Origin of the sequence: Paracoccus angustae, from assembly GCF_042648745.1 — a bacterium.
Lineage (GTDB): Bacteria > Pseudomonadota > Alphaproteobacteria > Rhodobacterales > Rhodobacteraceae > Paracoccus > Paracoccus angustae.
The window spans coordinates 22,737-37,349 of the sequence record NZ_JBHRXY010000026.1 but is presented as its reverse complement, the minus strand read 5'-3'; the positions used below and the strand labels follow the sequence as shown (position 1 = coordinate 37,349).

The 14,613-nt window shown below is 67.9% G+C and carries 13 protein-coding genes; 1 reads left to right on the top strand and 12 read right to left on the bottom strand.

Going from position 1 to position 14,613, the window contains the following annotated elements; translation table 11 throughout:
* Nucleotides 1–553 precede the first annotated feature (553 nt).
* The gene (locus ACFOM8_RS18175) at nucleotides 554–790 is read left to right on the top strand and encodes a helix-turn-helix domain-containing protein (RefSeq protein ID WP_377763606.1); all 237 of its coding nucleotides are present in this window, start codon (nucleotides 554–556) and stop codon (nucleotides 788–790) included.
* A gap of 107 nt (nucleotides 791–897) precedes the next feature.
* Here the strand turns inward: ACFOM8_RS18175 and ACFOM8_RS18170 are convergent, their stop codons facing one another.
* From ACFOM8_RS18170 to ACFOM8_RS18115, 12 genes are all read right to left on the bottom strand, one after another.
* Complete coding sequence (locus ACFOM8_RS18170; RefSeq protein ID WP_216034593.1) at nucleotides 898–1,824, bottom strand: electron transfer flavoprotein subunit alpha/FixB family protein; 927 nt, start codon at nucleotides 1,822–1,824, stop codon at nucleotides 898–900.
* Nucleotides 1,824–2,582, bottom strand: a complete 759-nt coding sequence (locus ACFOM8_RS18165) for an electron transfer flavoprotein subunit beta/FixA family protein (protein WP_120444977.1) — start codon at nucleotides 2,580–2,582, stop codon at nucleotides 1,824–1,826. The genes ACFOM8_RS18170 and ACFOM8_RS18165 overlap by 1 nt, the downstream gene beginning before the upstream one ends.
* Before the next feature lie 12 nt (nucleotides 2,583–2,594).
* Nucleotides 2,595–3,788: an acyl-CoA dehydrogenase gene (locus ACFOM8_RS18160; protein ID WP_377763603.1), complete on the bottom strand. Its 1,194-nt coding sequence runs from the start codon at nucleotides 3,786–3,788 to the stop codon at nucleotides 2,595–2,597.
* A 90-nt stretch (nucleotides 3,789–3,878) separates the two neighbouring features.
* Complete coding sequence (locus ACFOM8_RS18155) at nucleotides 3,879–5,534, bottom strand: electron transfer flavoprotein-ubiquinone oxidoreductase (protein WP_120444981.1); 1,656 nt, start codon at nucleotides 5,532–5,534, stop codon at nucleotides 3,879–3,881.
* The gene (locus ACFOM8_RS18150) at nucleotides 5,531–7,036 is read right to left on the bottom strand and encodes a class I adenylate-forming enzyme family protein (protein ID WP_377763605.1); all 1,506 of its coding nucleotides are present in this window, start codon (nucleotides 7,034–7,036) and stop codon (nucleotides 5,531–5,533) included. Before ACFOM8_RS18150 ends, ACFOM8_RS18155 begins: the two co-directional genes overlap by 4 nt.
* A 2-nt stretch (nucleotides 7,037–7,038) precedes the next feature.
* Complete coding sequence (locus tag ACFOM8_RS18145) at nucleotides 7,039–7,866, bottom strand: oxepin-CoA hydrolase, alternative type (RefSeq protein WP_377763601.1); 828 nt, start codon at nucleotides 7,864–7,866, stop codon at nucleotides 7,039–7,041.
* The gene (locus tag ACFOM8_RS18140; RefSeq protein WP_120444985.1) at nucleotides 7,863–8,297 is read right to left on the bottom strand and encodes a PaaI family thioesterase; all 435 of its coding nucleotides are present in this window, start codon (nucleotides 8,295–8,297) and stop codon (nucleotides 7,863–7,865) included. Before ACFOM8_RS18140 ends, ACFOM8_RS18145 begins: the two co-directional genes overlap by 4 nt.
* Nucleotides 8,294–9,292, bottom strand: coding sequence for an acyl-CoA dehydrogenase family protein (locus ACFOM8_RS18135; protein ID WP_305670986.1), 999 nt, complete (start codon nucleotides 9,290–9,292; stop codon nucleotides 8,294–8,296). Before ACFOM8_RS18135 ends, ACFOM8_RS18140 begins: the two co-directional genes overlap by 4 nt.
* Nucleotides 9,293–9,305: 13 nt before the next feature.
* Nucleotides 9,306–10,502 (bottom strand): acyl-CoA dehydrogenase family protein, encoded by a 1,197-nt coding sequence (locus tag ACFOM8_RS18130; protein ID WP_377763599.1) that lies wholly within the window; start codon nucleotides 10,500–10,502, stop codon nucleotides 9,306–9,308.
* 13 nt (nucleotides 10,503–10,515) lie between these two features.
* The gene (locus ACFOM8_RS18125; RefSeq protein WP_377763597.1) at nucleotides 10,516–11,691 is read right to left on the bottom strand and encodes an acetyl-CoA C-acyltransferase; all 1,176 of its coding nucleotides are present in this window, start codon (nucleotides 11,689–11,691) and stop codon (nucleotides 10,516–10,518) included.
* Nucleotides 11,688–13,802: a 3-hydroxyacyl-CoA dehydrogenase NAD-binding domain-containing protein gene (locus tag ACFOM8_RS18120; protein ID WP_377763596.1), complete on the bottom strand. Its 2,115-nt coding sequence runs from the start codon at nucleotides 13,800–13,802 to the stop codon at nucleotides 11,688–11,690. The genes ACFOM8_RS18125 and ACFOM8_RS18120 overlap by 4 nt, the downstream gene beginning before the upstream one ends.
* A gap of 2 nt (nucleotides 13,803–13,804) precedes the next feature.
* Entirely contained in the window at nucleotides 13,805–14,605 is an 801-nt protein-coding gene (locus ACFOM8_RS18115) for an IclR family transcriptional regulator (RefSeq protein ID WP_377763595.1), read from the bottom strand.
* Nucleotides 14,606–14,613 lie beyond the last annotated feature (8 nt).

Here is a 14,613-nt window from a genome sequence, read left to right as displayed (position 1 = left end):
GACGAACCCGCTCGCCGCCGCGTGAACGGCGTGACCACTTTCAACCGCCTGCGCGGCGGAGAATACATGTTCATGCCCTCGATCTCGGCACTGAAATGGATCGCGAAAGGAGAGTGGGTCGGTTCCTGATCCGCTTTCCGGCCTGTCTTCGCCCAAAAACCGAAGGGACGTACCGTGCAATCCGAAATAGTGCAGCAGCACAGAGGATTATGGGCCAGAAACCGATTGATTGCATCTCGAGCCCGACCTGGGGCGAGCTTGAGGGCGGCAGGCGAGGGTTCCGTGCGGCCGGCTGTATCGAAGCGGCTCTGCCCGGCGACACGAGATCGGGCATGATCCACGAGAGCCGGGTGATCGCGTTGTGGCAAGCATGAACGGCCGCACCAACGAAGCCAGACTGCGGTTCCGGGGGCACGGTCGGCAGCTCAGGGCCTCTTGCTTCAATCCCCGCCCGCCCGCCGACCGACGATCTGCAGTCCTGCAATATCCCTCTCGTTGTCCATTACCGCCGGGCAGTCGCTGCTGCCCGCTCAGGCCGGCTTGACCGCAGGCGCTGCGGTCTGGCGCCCAAGCGTCCGGTAGACAGTCGGCCTTCAGACCCCGAACAGCTCTCCGCCGCCAAGGTCCGCAGCGTCTACAGGGCCGAAGGCCGAAGATCGATCCGGTGGAGGTGCGAAGGCTGCATGAAGAGGAACGGCTCAGCCCCACCGCCATCGCTCGGCGGTTGGGGATTGCACGCTCTTCGGTCTACCGCTTCCTGCCTAGGGTCGAGCAGGTAGATGATCTGTGAACGGGCTCGAATGGCTAAGCCTGAACAGCAGTTATTTGCTTCACGGCAATGATTATAATCGTTTGTCCGAAGTCGTTCGACTTAGGCAGCCCTCAAGACTCCAGCCCTCAGACTTTTTCGGTGAGTTCCGGCAGGACGGTGAAGATGTCTCCGACCAGTCCGTAGTCGGCGACCTGGAAGATGGGGGCTTCCTCGTCCTTGTTGATGGCGACGATGACCTTGCTGTCCTTCATCCCCGCAAGGTGCTGGATCGCGCCCGAGATGCCGGCTGCGATGTAAAGCTCGGGGGCGACCACCTTGCCGGTCTGGCCCACCTGCCAGTCGTTCGGGGCATAGCCGGAATCGACCGCGGCCCGGCTGGCGCCCACGGCAGCGCCCAGCTTGTCGGCCAGCTTCTCGATCAGCACGAAGTTCTCCTTGGAGCCGATCGCGCGGCCGCCCGACACGACCCGCTTGGCCGAGGTCAGTTCGGGGCGGTCCGAGGCCGCCACGCGGTCCTCGACCCAGGCCGACAGCCCCGGATCGGCGGCGGCCGAGACGGGCTCGACCGGGGCCGGGGCGCCCTCGCCGGCGGCGTCGAAGCTGGCAATGCGGACCGTCAGCACCTTGATCGGGTCCGAGGACTTCACCGTCTGGATCGCGGCCGAGGTGTAGACCCCGCGCTCGAATGTGTCGGCGTCCACCACGCGGCTGACCTCGGGGATCACCATCACGTCCAGAAGGGCTGCCGTGCGCGGCAGGATGTTGCGCGCATCCGTCGTCCCCGGCGCGGCGATGTGGCTGAACTGCGGGGCCAACTGCACCAGCAGCGCCGCCATCGGCTCGGCCAGGCGGTGGCTGTAGGCGGCATCCTCGGCCACCAGCACCTTTGCCACGCCCGCGATCTTCGCGGCCTCGGCGGCGGCCGCCTGCGCGCCCGCGCCCGCGACCAGCACCGTCAGGTCGCCCAGGGGCTTCACCGCCGTCACGGCCTTGGCCGTCGCATCCCGGTTCAGCCCGTTCTCGGCCATCTCGGCCAGCAGCAGCACCGCCATCAGATCACCCCCGCGGCTTTGAGTTTCGACACCAGCTCGTCGACCGAGGCCACCTTGACCCCCGCCTTGCGCCCCTCGGGCTCGGCCGTCTTCACGACGGTCAGACGCGGGCTCACGTCCACGCCGTAGTCACCCGCCGTCTTCTCGACGAGCTCCTTCTTCTTGGCCTTCATGATGTTGGGCAGGCTCGCGTAGCGCGGCTCGTTCAGGCGCAGGTCGGCGGTCACGATCGCGGGCAGCGTGACCTCGATCACCTGCAGCCCGCCGTCGATCTCGCGCGTCACGCTGGCCTTGTCGCCGGCGACCTCGATCGCGCCGGCCTGCGTCGCCTGCGCCCAGCCCAGAAGCGCGGCCAGCATCTGGCCGGTGGCGTTCATGTCGTTGTCGATCGCCTGCTTGCCCATCAAGACCAGCCCCGGCTGCTCCTCGGCCACGATGGCCTTGAGGATCTTGGCCACGGCCAGGGGTTCGATGTCCTGGTGCACGTCGTCGGCCGCCACCACGAGGATGCCGCGGTCGGCCCCCATCGCCAGCGCCGTGCGGATCGTCTCGGCCGCCTGCTTCACGCCCACCGAGACCACCACGATCTCGGTGGCGACACCCTTTTCCTTCAGCCGGATCGCTTCCTCGACCGCGATCTCGTCAAAAGGGTTCATCGACATCTTCACGTTCGACAGGTCCACCCCCGACCCGTCCGCACGCACCCGCGCCTTCACGTTGTAGTCAATCACGCGCTTGACCGGCACAAGAAGCTTCATGGCTGCATCTCCTCAGAAGAACGCCTGCAGGCCGGTCTGGGCACGGCCGAGGATCAGGGCGTGGACGTCGTGGGTGCCTTCGTAGGTATTGACGGTTTCCAAGTTCACCATATGGCGCATCACCGGGTATTCGTCCGAGATGCCGTTGCCGCCGTGCATGTCGCGGGCCACGCGGGCGATCTCCAGCGCCTTGCCGCAGTTGTTGCGCTTGATCAGGGAGATCATCTCGGGCTGCATCCGCCCCGCCTCGAAGAGGCGCCCCACGCGCAGGGCGGCGTTCAGGCCGAGGGTGATCTCGGTCATCATGTTGGCGAGCTTCAGCTGGTGCAGCTGCGTCTGCGCGAGCGGCTTGCCGAACTGCTTGCGGTCAAGCCCGTACTGCCGCGCCGCGTGCCAGCAGGCCTCGGCCGCGCCCATCGAACCCCAGGCGATGCCATAGCGCGCCCGGTTGAGGCAGCCGAAGGGACCGCCCAGGCCCTCGGCGTTCGGCAAAAGCGCGTCCTCGCCCACCTCGACCTCGTCCATGACGATCTCGCCGGTGACGCTCGCCCGCAAGGACAGCTTGCCCTCGATCTTCGGCGCCGAGAGGCCCTTCATGCCTTTTTCCAGCACGAAGCCACGGATCTTGCCGCCATGCGCGTCGGACTTGGCCCAGACGACGAAGACATCCGCGATGGGGCTGTTGGTGATCCACATCTTGGACCCGTTCAGCCGGTAGCCGCCGGGGGTCTTTTTCGCGGTGGTCTTCATGCCGCCGGGGTCCGAGCCCGCATCCGGCTCGGTCAGGCCGAAGCAGCCCACCCATTCGCCCGAACAGAGCTTCGGCAGGTACTTGCGCCGCTGCTCCTCGGACCCATAGGCGTTGATCGGGTGCATGACCAGGGACGCCTGCACCGACATCATGGATCGGTAGCCCGAATCCACCCGTTCGACCTCGCGCGCGACAAGGCCGTAGCTCACATAGCCCGCACCGGTGCCCCCGAACTCCTCGGGGATGGTGACGCCCAGCAGGCCCAGTTCTCCCATCTCGGTGAAGATGGCACGGTCGGTCTGCTCGGTCCGGAAGGCCTCGCGCACGCGGGGAGCGAGGTGGCCTTGGGCATAGCTCCGCGCGGTGTCGCGGATCATGCGCTCTTCCTCGGTCAGTTCGTCTTCCAGCAGGAAGGGGTCTTCCCAGCGGAAGCTGCCGATGCGGTCCATCTTCATGGTGGTTTCTCCTATCTGAATCAGGCGAGTTCAATAAGCATTACGGTGGTCATGCCAGGCCTATCTTGGGGTCGCGAGGCACCGGCCTTCTTACATGTTGGGATAGTTCGGCCCGTCGCCGCCCTGCGGCGTGGTCCAGACGATGTTCTGCGACGGGTCCTTGATGTCGCAGGTCTTGCAGTGGACGCAGTTCTGGAAGTTGATCACGAAGCGCGCACCTTCGGGCACCGACTTGTCCTCGACCACCTCGTAGACGCCGGCCGGGCAATAGCGCTGCGCCGGCTCGGCGTATTCCGGCAGGTTCACCCGGATCGGGACCGTGGGGTCCTTCAGCTTCAGGTGGCAGGGTTGGCTTTCCTCGTGGTTGGTGAAGGAAAAGGCCACGTTGGTCAGCCGGTCGAACGACAGCTTGCCGTCGGGCTTCGGGTAGTCGATCGGGCGATAGTTCTTCGCGGGCCGGGTCGCGGCGGCGTCGGTCTTGCCGTGCTTCCAGGTTCGCAGGATGTTGCGGTTGAAGAGGCTGGCGACCCACATGTCCATGCCGCCCAGCATCAGGCTGCCCACCATGCCGGTGCGCGACCAGGCGGGCTTGACGTTGCGGACGCGCTTGAGGTCATGGGCGATGGGGCCCGTGCGGACATCCTGTTCGTACTCGACCAGCTCGTCGCCCTCGCGTCCCGCCGCGATGGCCGCCGCGGCCGCGTTCGCCGCCGCGATCCCCGACAGCATGGCGTTGTGGTTGCCCTTGATGCGGGGAACGTTGACCATTCCCGCCGAGCAGCCCAGCAGCAGCGCGCCCGGCACCGTCATCTTCGGCAGCGACTGCCAGCCGCCTTCGGAAATCGCGCGGGCGCCATAGGCCACGCGCTTGCCGCCTTCCAGCAGCTCCGCGATGGCCGGGTGGTGCTTGAAGCGCTGGAACTCGGCGTAGGGGTAGAGATACGGGTTCTCGTAGTTCAGGTGGACCACGAAGCCGATGAAGACCTGGTTGTTCTCGGCATGGTAGATGAAGGACCCGCCGCCCGCGTTCTTGCCAAGGGGCCAGCCCATCGTGTGGACGACGGTGCCTTCCTTGTGCTTGGCGGGGTCGATCTCCCAGATCTCCTTCATGCCGATGCCGAACTTCTGCGGCTCGTGCCCGGCGGACAGGTCGTATTTTTCGATCAGCTGCTTGGCGAGCGATCCGCGCACGCCCTCGGCGATCATCACGTACTTGCCGCGCAGCTCCATGCCCGGCTCATAGGACGGGCCGGGGGTGCCGTCGGGGTTCTTGCCCATCTCGCCCGCGACGACGCCGGCCACGCGGTCACCCTCCATCACCAGCTCGGAGGCCGCCATGCCGGGGAAGATTTCCACGCCCAGCTCTTCGGCCTGCTCGGCCAGCCAGCGGCAGACGTTGCCCATGCTGACGATGTAGTTGCCGTGGTTCGACATCAGCCGCGGCATCGGCCAGTTGGGGATGCGCGCCGAGCCCGCCGGGCCCAGCACCACGAAGCTATCCGAGGTGACGGCCGTCTTCACCGGCGCGCCCTTGTCCTTCCAGTCGGGGATCAGCGCGTTCAGGCCCACCGGGTCCAGCACCGCGCCCGACAGGATATGCGCCCCGACCTCGGAGCCCTTTTCCAGCACCACCACGTTCAGGTCCGGGTCGATCTGCTTGCACCGGATCGCCGCCGACAGGCCCGCAGGCCCCGCCCCGACGATCACCACGTCGAATTCCATCGATTCGCGTTCGATCGTGCTCATCCTTTCTCCTGGGTGTCGAGCGCATCGCGGAACGTCTCGACCAGCTTCTGCTTGAGAACCTTGCCGTTTGGCGAGGTCGGCAGCATCGTCGTAACGATGATGCGCGTGGGCCGCTTGTAGGGCGAAAGGCGCTCGGCCACATGCTCGCGCAGGTCCTTTTCGCTTACCCTGCCGGGATCGTCGGTCTGGCAGAAGGCGAGGACCTCCTCGTTTCCACCCTTGGTCTTACGGCCGATCACGGCGGTCTGGATTACAAGGGGATGGTCGTTCAGCGCCGCCTCCACCTCGGGCGGATAAACGTTGAAACCGCCACGGATGATCAGCTCGCGCGCGCGCCCTGCGATATGCAGGTTGCCGTCCTCGTCGATGCGGCCCAGATCGCCGGTGCAGAGGAAGCCGTCCGCGTCGAAGGCAGCGGCCGTGGCCTCGGGGTTGCGGAAATAGCCGGGCATGACATGCGGGCCTCGGGTCTGGATCTCGCCCACGCCATCGGGGCCCACGTCGCGCAGGCGCAACTCGACGCCGGGCAGGGCCGGGCCAACGCTCACATCGGGCACACCCGGCGGGTTGGTGGTCAGGGTGACGCCCGCTGTCGTCTCGGTCAGGCCATAGCCGTTCTGCAGTGCCACGCCATAGAAGGCCTCGGCCCGCCGCTTCCAGTCGGGATCAAGCGGCGCGGCCCCCGACGACACATAGCGCAGCCGTCCCGGCGGCAGGCGGGTGCCGCCCGCCTCCTCCATGATCAGCGCGTGCATCTGCGGGACCGCGGGCAGGACGCTGACGCCCCCCTGCAAGGCCTCGACCACGGCCGGGGCCGAGAAGCGCGGGAACAGCCACAGCTCGGCCCCCGCGACGGTGCTGGCGATCATCATCGAGGTCAGGCCGAAGACATGCGTCATCGGCAGCACGCCCAGAATCAGGTCGTCGGGCGTGATCTCGCGCATCCGGGCCGAGGTCTGGCCGCCGAACAGCAGATTGGCGTGGCTGAGCATCACCCCCTTGGGCGTGCCGGTCGAGCCGGTCGTGTAAAGGATCACGGCCGTCTGCTCGGGACCTGCTGCCACAGGCTCGGGCGTCGCGGAAGGGCGCGGCCCGGCGATCGCCAGACTGCCCAACAGCGTGTTCCAGCCAGCCGCATCGGCGATCTCGGCGTGGGTGCGTGCCTGGGGCGAGACATGGGTCAGGTAAACCGTCAGCCGCGGGTCGGCGTGGTCCGCGATGCGGTGCAGCTCGTGCTCGGTCATACGGGCATTGACGGGCACGGCCACCGCATCGAGCCGCGACGCCGCCATGATCAGCCCCACCAGCGCGGCACAGTTTTCCGCCAGGATCAGCAGGCGGTCGCCCGGCCGGAGGTCCCGCGCTTTCAGTTCGGCGGATAGCACATCCACGGCGGCGGATAGTTCACCATAGGTGAAGGTTCTGCCGTCGTGATCGCGCAGCGCAGGCGCATCCGGGCGGGTGCTGCGTTGGGTGTCGAGCGGATCGTGTATGCGGGTCATGGTCATCGGCGGGTTTCCTTCTTCTCGGCGCCAGAACTGCCGCGACCGAAATCCGGCACAGCGCGGCTCAGGCGAGCTTTCAGGCCCGCAGCGGCCTCAGGGGCGGCCAAGGCGTCGGCCATAGCTTCGGCCTTGCGGTCGAGCTGAGCGTCGAAATCACCGTCGCGGGCCGAGGCCAGAAGCCGCTTTATCGTGCCCTGGGCTGCGGCGGGACCTTGCGCGAACCGCGCGGCCAAATCGGCGGCGCGGGCCAGCGCTTTTCCGGGCGGCACGAGGTCTGTCACCACGCCCATCCCGGCGAGGGTAGTGGCGGAGACCGGATCGCCTGTCAGGCACATCCGGGCCGCGAAGCCCGCCGGCACCCTGCGCGCCAGCGAAGCGGTCAGTCCGCCGTCCGGCACCAGCCCGACACGGACATAGGCGGCGGTGAAGCTCGCGTCCTCCGCCGCCACGAGCAGGTCACAGGCAAGCGCGATCGACAGCCCTGCCCCGGCCGCGCCGCCTTCGATGGCGGCAATGACGGGGCGCGGGCAGGCGCGGATCGCGCGGATGGTGTCATGCAGGTCCTCGATCAACGCGCGCCGTTCGTCCCGGCTCGTCGCGGCACGGGTCGCCAGCGCGTTCAGGTCGCCGCCCGCACAGAAATATCCGTCCGCCCCGGTCAGTACCACGGCGCCCAGGCGATCCTCGGCCGCCGCCTGCTCCAGCGCCGCGCGCAGGCTGACATACATAGAAGGCGCCAGCGCATTGCGGCGGCCGAAGTTCGACAACGTCACCTTCAGGTGATCGCAGCGGTCCTCGACTCGGGCCTCGGCTTGCGCGGATGTCATGGGTTGTCCTTGGGGCTGCTCTTGGTCCCGGTGGGGACGCGCTTGAAGACCCCGCTCGCCGTCGCGATCAGGGTGCCATCGTCATGGACCAGATCGGCCGCGACGAAGAGCAGGCTGCGCCCTCCCCCCACCACTCGTCCGGTCGCGGTGACGCCGCCCTTCAGAGCGGGTCCCACGTAGTCGATATTGAGCGAGACCGTGAGGAACGGCTGGCGGCCGCTGTCGTCCACGGTCAGGCTCGCCGTTGCGCCGGCAGCGCTGTCGAGCAGCATTCCTGCGATCCCACCGTGCAGCACGCCGTGGCGGTTCGTGTGGCGTTCGTCCAAGACCAGCCGGCAGCGGGCGCGCCGGTCGGGTTGGCCCACGTCCAGCGTGTAGCCGACCATGCGCTGCGCGCCGGTTTCGTCCTCGATGATGGCCCCGCCGCTCATGCGGCGCTGACCGCGATGAAGCGTTCCAGGTGATGGTCGCTGTCACCGAAACGGGCGTCGGCGGCCAGCAGGCGGCGGGCGAGGGGCGCGAGCTCGTATTCCTCGGTCATCCCGATGCCGCCGTGAAGCTGGATCGTTTCCTCGGCCACGTAAAGCGCGACCCGGCCCACGAGCGACTTGGTGGCCGCGACATGGCGGTCACGGTCAGGGGCGTCGAGGTTTCCCGCGAGGTTCCAGACAGCCGAGCGCGCCTGCTCGACCTCGGTCAGCAGGTCGGCCATGCGGTGCTGGACCGCCTGGAAGGACCCGATCGGACGGCCGAACTGCTTGCGGGTCTTGAGGTAGTCGGTCGTCAGCTCGACCGCCTTTTCCATCACCCCCAAGGCGTCGGCGCAGACGGCGAGGATCGCGGCGGCGAGCGGTTGTTCCAGAAGCGATACGTCCCCGATCCGGCGGGCGGCGGTATCCTTCAGCGTGACCTCGGCCGCGCGGCCGCCGTCCATCAGGGCATAGCCGCGCATGGCCAGCCCCTCGGCTCCGGCCTCGACCAGCCACAGCCCGTCTGTAGCCCGCACGATCAGGTGGGTCGCGTCCTCGGCCCCCGGCACGACCGACTTCTCGCCGGTCAGCCGGTCGCCCTCGGCGCGGGTCGCCACGGTGCCGTCATAGCGCTGTCCGGGTTCGTCCAGCGCAACCGCGACGCGGGCCTCGCCGCTGGCGGCGGCCTCGGCCAGATCGGCCTCGCCCGCGGCGGCCAAGATGCCTGCGCCCAGCACCACGCTGTCCAGCAGCGGCATGACCGCACCTGCCCGGCCGAGCGTGCGGAACACCATCAGGATGTCCGCCCCGGTGCCGCCGAAGCCGCCGGCCTCTTCGGTCATCAGGGCCGCGCCCGTTCCCAGGTCGAACAGGGCGGCGCTGTCCGGGCCGCGTTCCAGCGTGCGCGCCAGGCTTTCGCCCAGCATGGTCTGTTCCTCGGTGAAGCCGAAATCCATGATGCGGTTCCCCTCAAAGCCCCAGCAGGGATTTGGCGATGATCCCCCGCTGGATTTCGTTCGAGCCGCCATAGATCGACAGCTTGCGGTTATTCAGATAAGCGCGGGTCGCCCCTGCCGCCTCGGTCGGGCCGGGGGGGGCATCGTCATTCGCGCCCTCCAGCGCCTCGGAGGGGAAGGCCAGCGCCCAAGGGCCGACCGCGCGGCGGGTCAGGTCGTTGATCGCCTGCCGGATCTGGGTCCCCTTCAGCTTCAGCATCGAGCTTTCCGCCCCCGGCACCTGACCCGCAGCCGCCTGCGCCAGCATCCGCAGGTTGGTGGTGGACATCGCCATCAGGTCGATCTCGACCTCGGCCAGGCGGGCGGCGAACAGCGGATTCTCGATCAGCGGCCTGCCGTTCGCGACCTGGGCCCGCGCAATCCGTTTCAGCGCGGCAAGGCCCGCCGTGGCGAAGCCCACACCCGCGATGTTGGTGCGCTCATGCGTCAGCAGATACTTGGCGTAGGTCCAGCCCTTGTTCTCCTTGCCCACGAGGTTCTCGACGGGCACGCGCACGTCGTCGAAGAAGACCTCGTTCACCTCGGGCGTGCCCTCCAGAAGGACGATGGGCCGCACGGTGATGCCGGGGGTGGTCATGTCGATCAGGAGGAAGCTGATCCCCTCCTGCGCCTTGACGGTGGAATCGGTCCGCACGAGGCAGAAGATCCAGTTGGCGTGCTGCCCCAGCGTGGTCCAGGTCTTCTGCCCGTTGACGATGTAATGGTCGCCGTCGCGCACCGCCGTCGTCTTGAGCGAGGCGAGGTCCGACCCCGCGCCGGGTTCCGAGTAACCCTGGCACCACCAGTCCTGCCCGTTCAGGATGCGCGGCAGGTAGTGGTCCTGCTGTTCCTTCGACCCGAACTTCTGCAGCACCGGCCCCAGCATGGCGATGCCGAAGGGCAGGATGCGCGGCGCATGGGCCAGCGCGCTTTCCTCCTCGAAGATGTGGCGCTGGATCGCGGTCCAGCCGGCGCCGCCGAACTCAACCGGCCAGTTGCCGGCAAGCCAGCCCTTCTCATTTAGGACGGCGTGCCATTCCTCGATCTCGTCCTTGGTCAGCTCCTGATGAAGCCGGACCTTTTCGGACAGCCGCGCGGGCAGCCGGTCCTTCAGGAACTGGCGGACTTCGTCGCGGAAGGCCTGGTCGCTGGCCGAAAAGCTCATGTCCATGGCGGTTTTCCCCTCAGAAGATCTCGATCAGGCCGGCAGCGCCCTGGCCACCGCCGATGCACATGGTGACGACGCCCCATTTCGCGCCGCGCCGCTTGCCTTCCAGCAGGATGTGGCCGGCCATGCGCGCCCCAGTCATGCCGAAGGGGTGGCCAATGGCGATCGAGCCGCCGTTGACGTTGAACTTGTCAGGGTCGATCCCCAGCCGGTCGCGGCAGTAAAGCGCCTGGCTGGCGAAGGCCTCGTTCAGTTCCCACAGGTCGATGTCGTCCACCGACAGGCCCGCCCGTTCCAGCAGGCGCGGCACGGCGAAGACTGGGCCGATGCCCATCTCGTCGGGCTCGCACCCCGCAATGGCGAAGCCACGGAAGGCGCCAAGCGGCGTCACCCCCTCGCGCGCGGCAAGTTCGCCGTCCATAACGACCAGAGCCGCGGCACCGTCCGACAGCTGCGAGGCGTTGCCGGCGGTGATGAACTTGTCCTCGCCCTTGACCGGCTTCAGCGCGGCCAGCCCCTCCAGCGTGGTGGACGGACGGTTGCATTCGTCGCGGTCGAAGGTGGCTTCCTCGTGCCGGACCTCGCCCGTGGCCTTCTCGATGACGGCGCGGGTCACATTGATCGGAATGATCTCGTCCGCGAACAGCCCCGCCTGCTGCGCGATGGCGATGCGCTGCTGCGAGCGCAGGGCGTATTCGTCCTGCGCCTCGCGGCTGACGCCATAACGGGCGGCTACGTTGTCGGCGGTGTCGATCATCGGCAGATACAGGTCGGGCTTGTGTTCCTCGATCCAGGCCTCGCGCGAGTTCCGGGGCGGCGGCTGGACCAGGCTGATCGATTCAACCCCGCCCGCCAGTACGGCCTGCGCGCCTTCCTGCTGGATCATGTGCGCGCCCATCGCCAGCGCCTGCAGGCCGGACCCGCAGAAACGGTTGACTGTTGTGCCTGCCACACTGACGGGAAAGCCCGCGCGCACGACGATCTGGCGGGCGATGTTGCCGCCGGTGACATATTCGGGATAGCCGCAGCCCCAGATGCTGTCCTCGATCAGCGCGGGGTCGATGCCGGCGCGTTCCACGGCGACCGCTGCGACGCGCCCGCCCATCGTCGCGCCATGGGTCAGGTTCAGGCTGCCGCGCGCAGCCTTGCCGATGCCCGTGCGGGCGGTCGAAACAATGACGGCGTCCTTCATTTCATGTCCTTTCCGGTGTTCACGTCGGCCAGTTTCCCGCCTTCGGCAGCAAGGCGCGCCAACAGGGGAGAAATCTGCCAAAAATAGGGGTCTTCTTGGGCGAAGCGGGCGATGTTGGCCGTAATGCGGTCCAGCCCCTGCGTGTCGGCCCAATGCATCGGGCCGCCCTTCCATCGGGGAAAACCATAGCCATGCAGCAGCACCACATCGATGTCCGAGGCCCGCGTGGCGATACCTTCGTCGAGGATCTTTGCCCCCTCATTCACCATTGCCGCCATGTAGCGGGACCGGATCTCGTCTGGCGCGAAGCTGCGCGGCGCAGCGCCCAGTTCGCTGCGGATGCCGTCAAGCAATCCGGCCATTCCGGGATCGGGACGGCCCTGTGGGGTTTCGTTGTCATAGATGTAATAGCCGCGGCCAGTCTTGCGACCGAGCCGCCCGGCCTCGACCAGCCGATCGGCAAAGACCGGCACCCGTTCGCGCGGGTCGCGGGTGGGCGCCTTGCGCTGACGGGTGGCATAGCCGATGTCAAGCCCGGCGAGGTCGCCCACCTGATAGGGACCCATCGGGAAGCCGAAGCCGACAATCGCCTGATCGACGTCGTAAGGCGAGGCGCCGTCCAGCACCATGTGGTCGGCCGCCGTGCGATAGGCCAATAGCATCCGGTTGCCGATGAAGCCGTCGCAGACGCCCGAGCGCACGCCGATTTTGCCCATCCGCTTGGCCAGCGCAAAGGCGGTCGCCACCACGTCCGGGGCAGTGCAGTCCGCCACGACAATCTCCAGCAGCCGCATCACGTTGGCGGGCGAGAAGAAATGCAGCCCAATCACGTCCTGTGGGCGTAAGGTCGCTTGGGCGATCAGGTTCACGTCGAGATAGGACGTGTTCGTCGCCAGCACCGCGCCGGAGCGGCAGATGCTGTCGAGGGTCCGGAACACCTCGCGCTTGACGTCGAGATCCTCAAACACCGCCTCGATCACCAGATCGACCTCAGCCAGCGCATCATAGGCAGCGACGGCGTGGAACGCCTGCGAAAGCATCCCGTCGCGCGTGTCAGGGGCAAGCTTGCCACGCTTGACGGCGCCCTCCAGCATCTTGCCGATGCCTGCGGCCGCTTTGTCCGCCGAAGATTGGTCACGTTCGACCAGCGTCACGTCCAGCCCTGCCGTCAGCGCGGCGGCCGCAATGCCTTGCCCCATGGTGCCGCCGCCGACGATGCCGACGCGGTCCAGCTTGCGCGGGCTGACGCCGGTCAGATCGCCCTGCTGCGCGGCCCGGCGCTCGGCGAAGAAGGCGTGGATCAGCGCCGCGCGCTCGGGTGTCTGCATCAGGTCCATGAAGGCGCGGCGCTCATGCGCCACGCCCCCGGCAAAGGGCATCGCGAGCCCCTCGACGATGGTGGCGAGCGCCCGCATCGGGGCCACCTGCCCGCGGGCGGACTTCGTGACCTTTCGGCGCCACTCCTCCACCATCGCCGCGTCAGCCGCCGGAGCCTCGGCTTCACCCAGGCGGCGAGGCCCGGCCCCCTGGTTCAGCAGCCGCCGCGCCTCGGCCTCGCCTGCGGCGCGGGGGTCGGTCCCTTCGGCCACGGCGTCGATCAGCCCCAGCCGCCGCGCCTCGCCCGCGTCGATCTGGCGCCCCGAGGTGATGAGATCGATGGCCGCCTCGGTTCCCACGGCGCGCGGCAGCCGCTGCGTACCCCCCGCGCCGGGCAAGAGGCCCAAGGTCACCTCAGGCAGGCCCATCCGGGTGCCCGGCACCGCGACCCGGTAATGCGTACCCAGGGCGACTTCCAGTCCACCGCCCAGCACCGTGCCGTGCAGCGCCGCGACCACGGGCTTTTCCGATGCCTCGATGGCGGCGATCACATCGGGCAGGCTCGGGGGCACCGAAGGGTTGCCGAATTCAGAGATGTCGGCCCCGGCGATGAAGGTGCGGCCGGCGCAGGACAGCACGGCGATCCGGGCGTCGGGATCCTCTGCCAGGCGGGCGACGGCCTCGGCCAGTCCCTGCCGCACCGCCGCGGACAAGGCGTTGACTGGCGGGTTGTCAATCTCGATGAATGCGATGTCGCCCTCGCGGCGATAGCTGACGGGGGTCTGTCCAGCCATGCTCAGGCCTCCATGCGGACCAGGCCGGGGGCCTGTCCAGTCAAACGTTCCAAGGTGCGGACTGCGGCGACGAGTCGGGGCCCGACGTCGGTTTCCATGCGCTTGATCGGAGCCTCGGCGGGCAGCGCGCCGCAGGTGAAAACCACCGGCTCTGCAAGGTTGCTGCTGCGGAACGGCACAGAAACCGCATTGTAGGCGGCCGACATCCCGCTACCGGCAGGGGTTGAGACGAAGCCCTGCAGCGCCATGTCGGCAAGCGCCTGCGGCCTGCCGACTAGCAGCGCGTCCAGCGACTCCGGGTCTGGCAGGTGCTCGGCGGCGATCCGTTCGATCTCGGCCGGCGTGGCCGCAGCGATGAAGGCGCGCCAGGACGAGAAGGGCTGCAGCGGAATGCGCTGCCCGACCTCGAGCCAGATCGAGGCCACCCGGGTCGGCCGCCAGGTGCGGATCAGGACCATCTTGTCGCCGTCGCGCACCGCCAGCACCACCAAGGTTCCGCTTTCCTCGGCCAGCCGCTGCATCAGGTCATGCGCGGGAACAAGAAAGGACAACGAGGTTGCCGCCACATGGCCGACTGCGACCAGCGTCGGCCCTGGCCGGAAGCGGTCGTCACGGGGCGACTGGACCAGATAGCCCAGTTCCCCAAGGGTAAAGGTCAGGCGCGACACCGTCGATTTCGGCAAACCGGTGCGCTGCGCGATTTCGGCGTTGCTCAAGCCCTCGTCGGTAACGCGGAAGGCGCGCAGGACCGACAGCCCCCTGGCTAGGGTCGTCGCGAAGCGGGGATCGTTCTGTTCGGTCATCGCCTGCC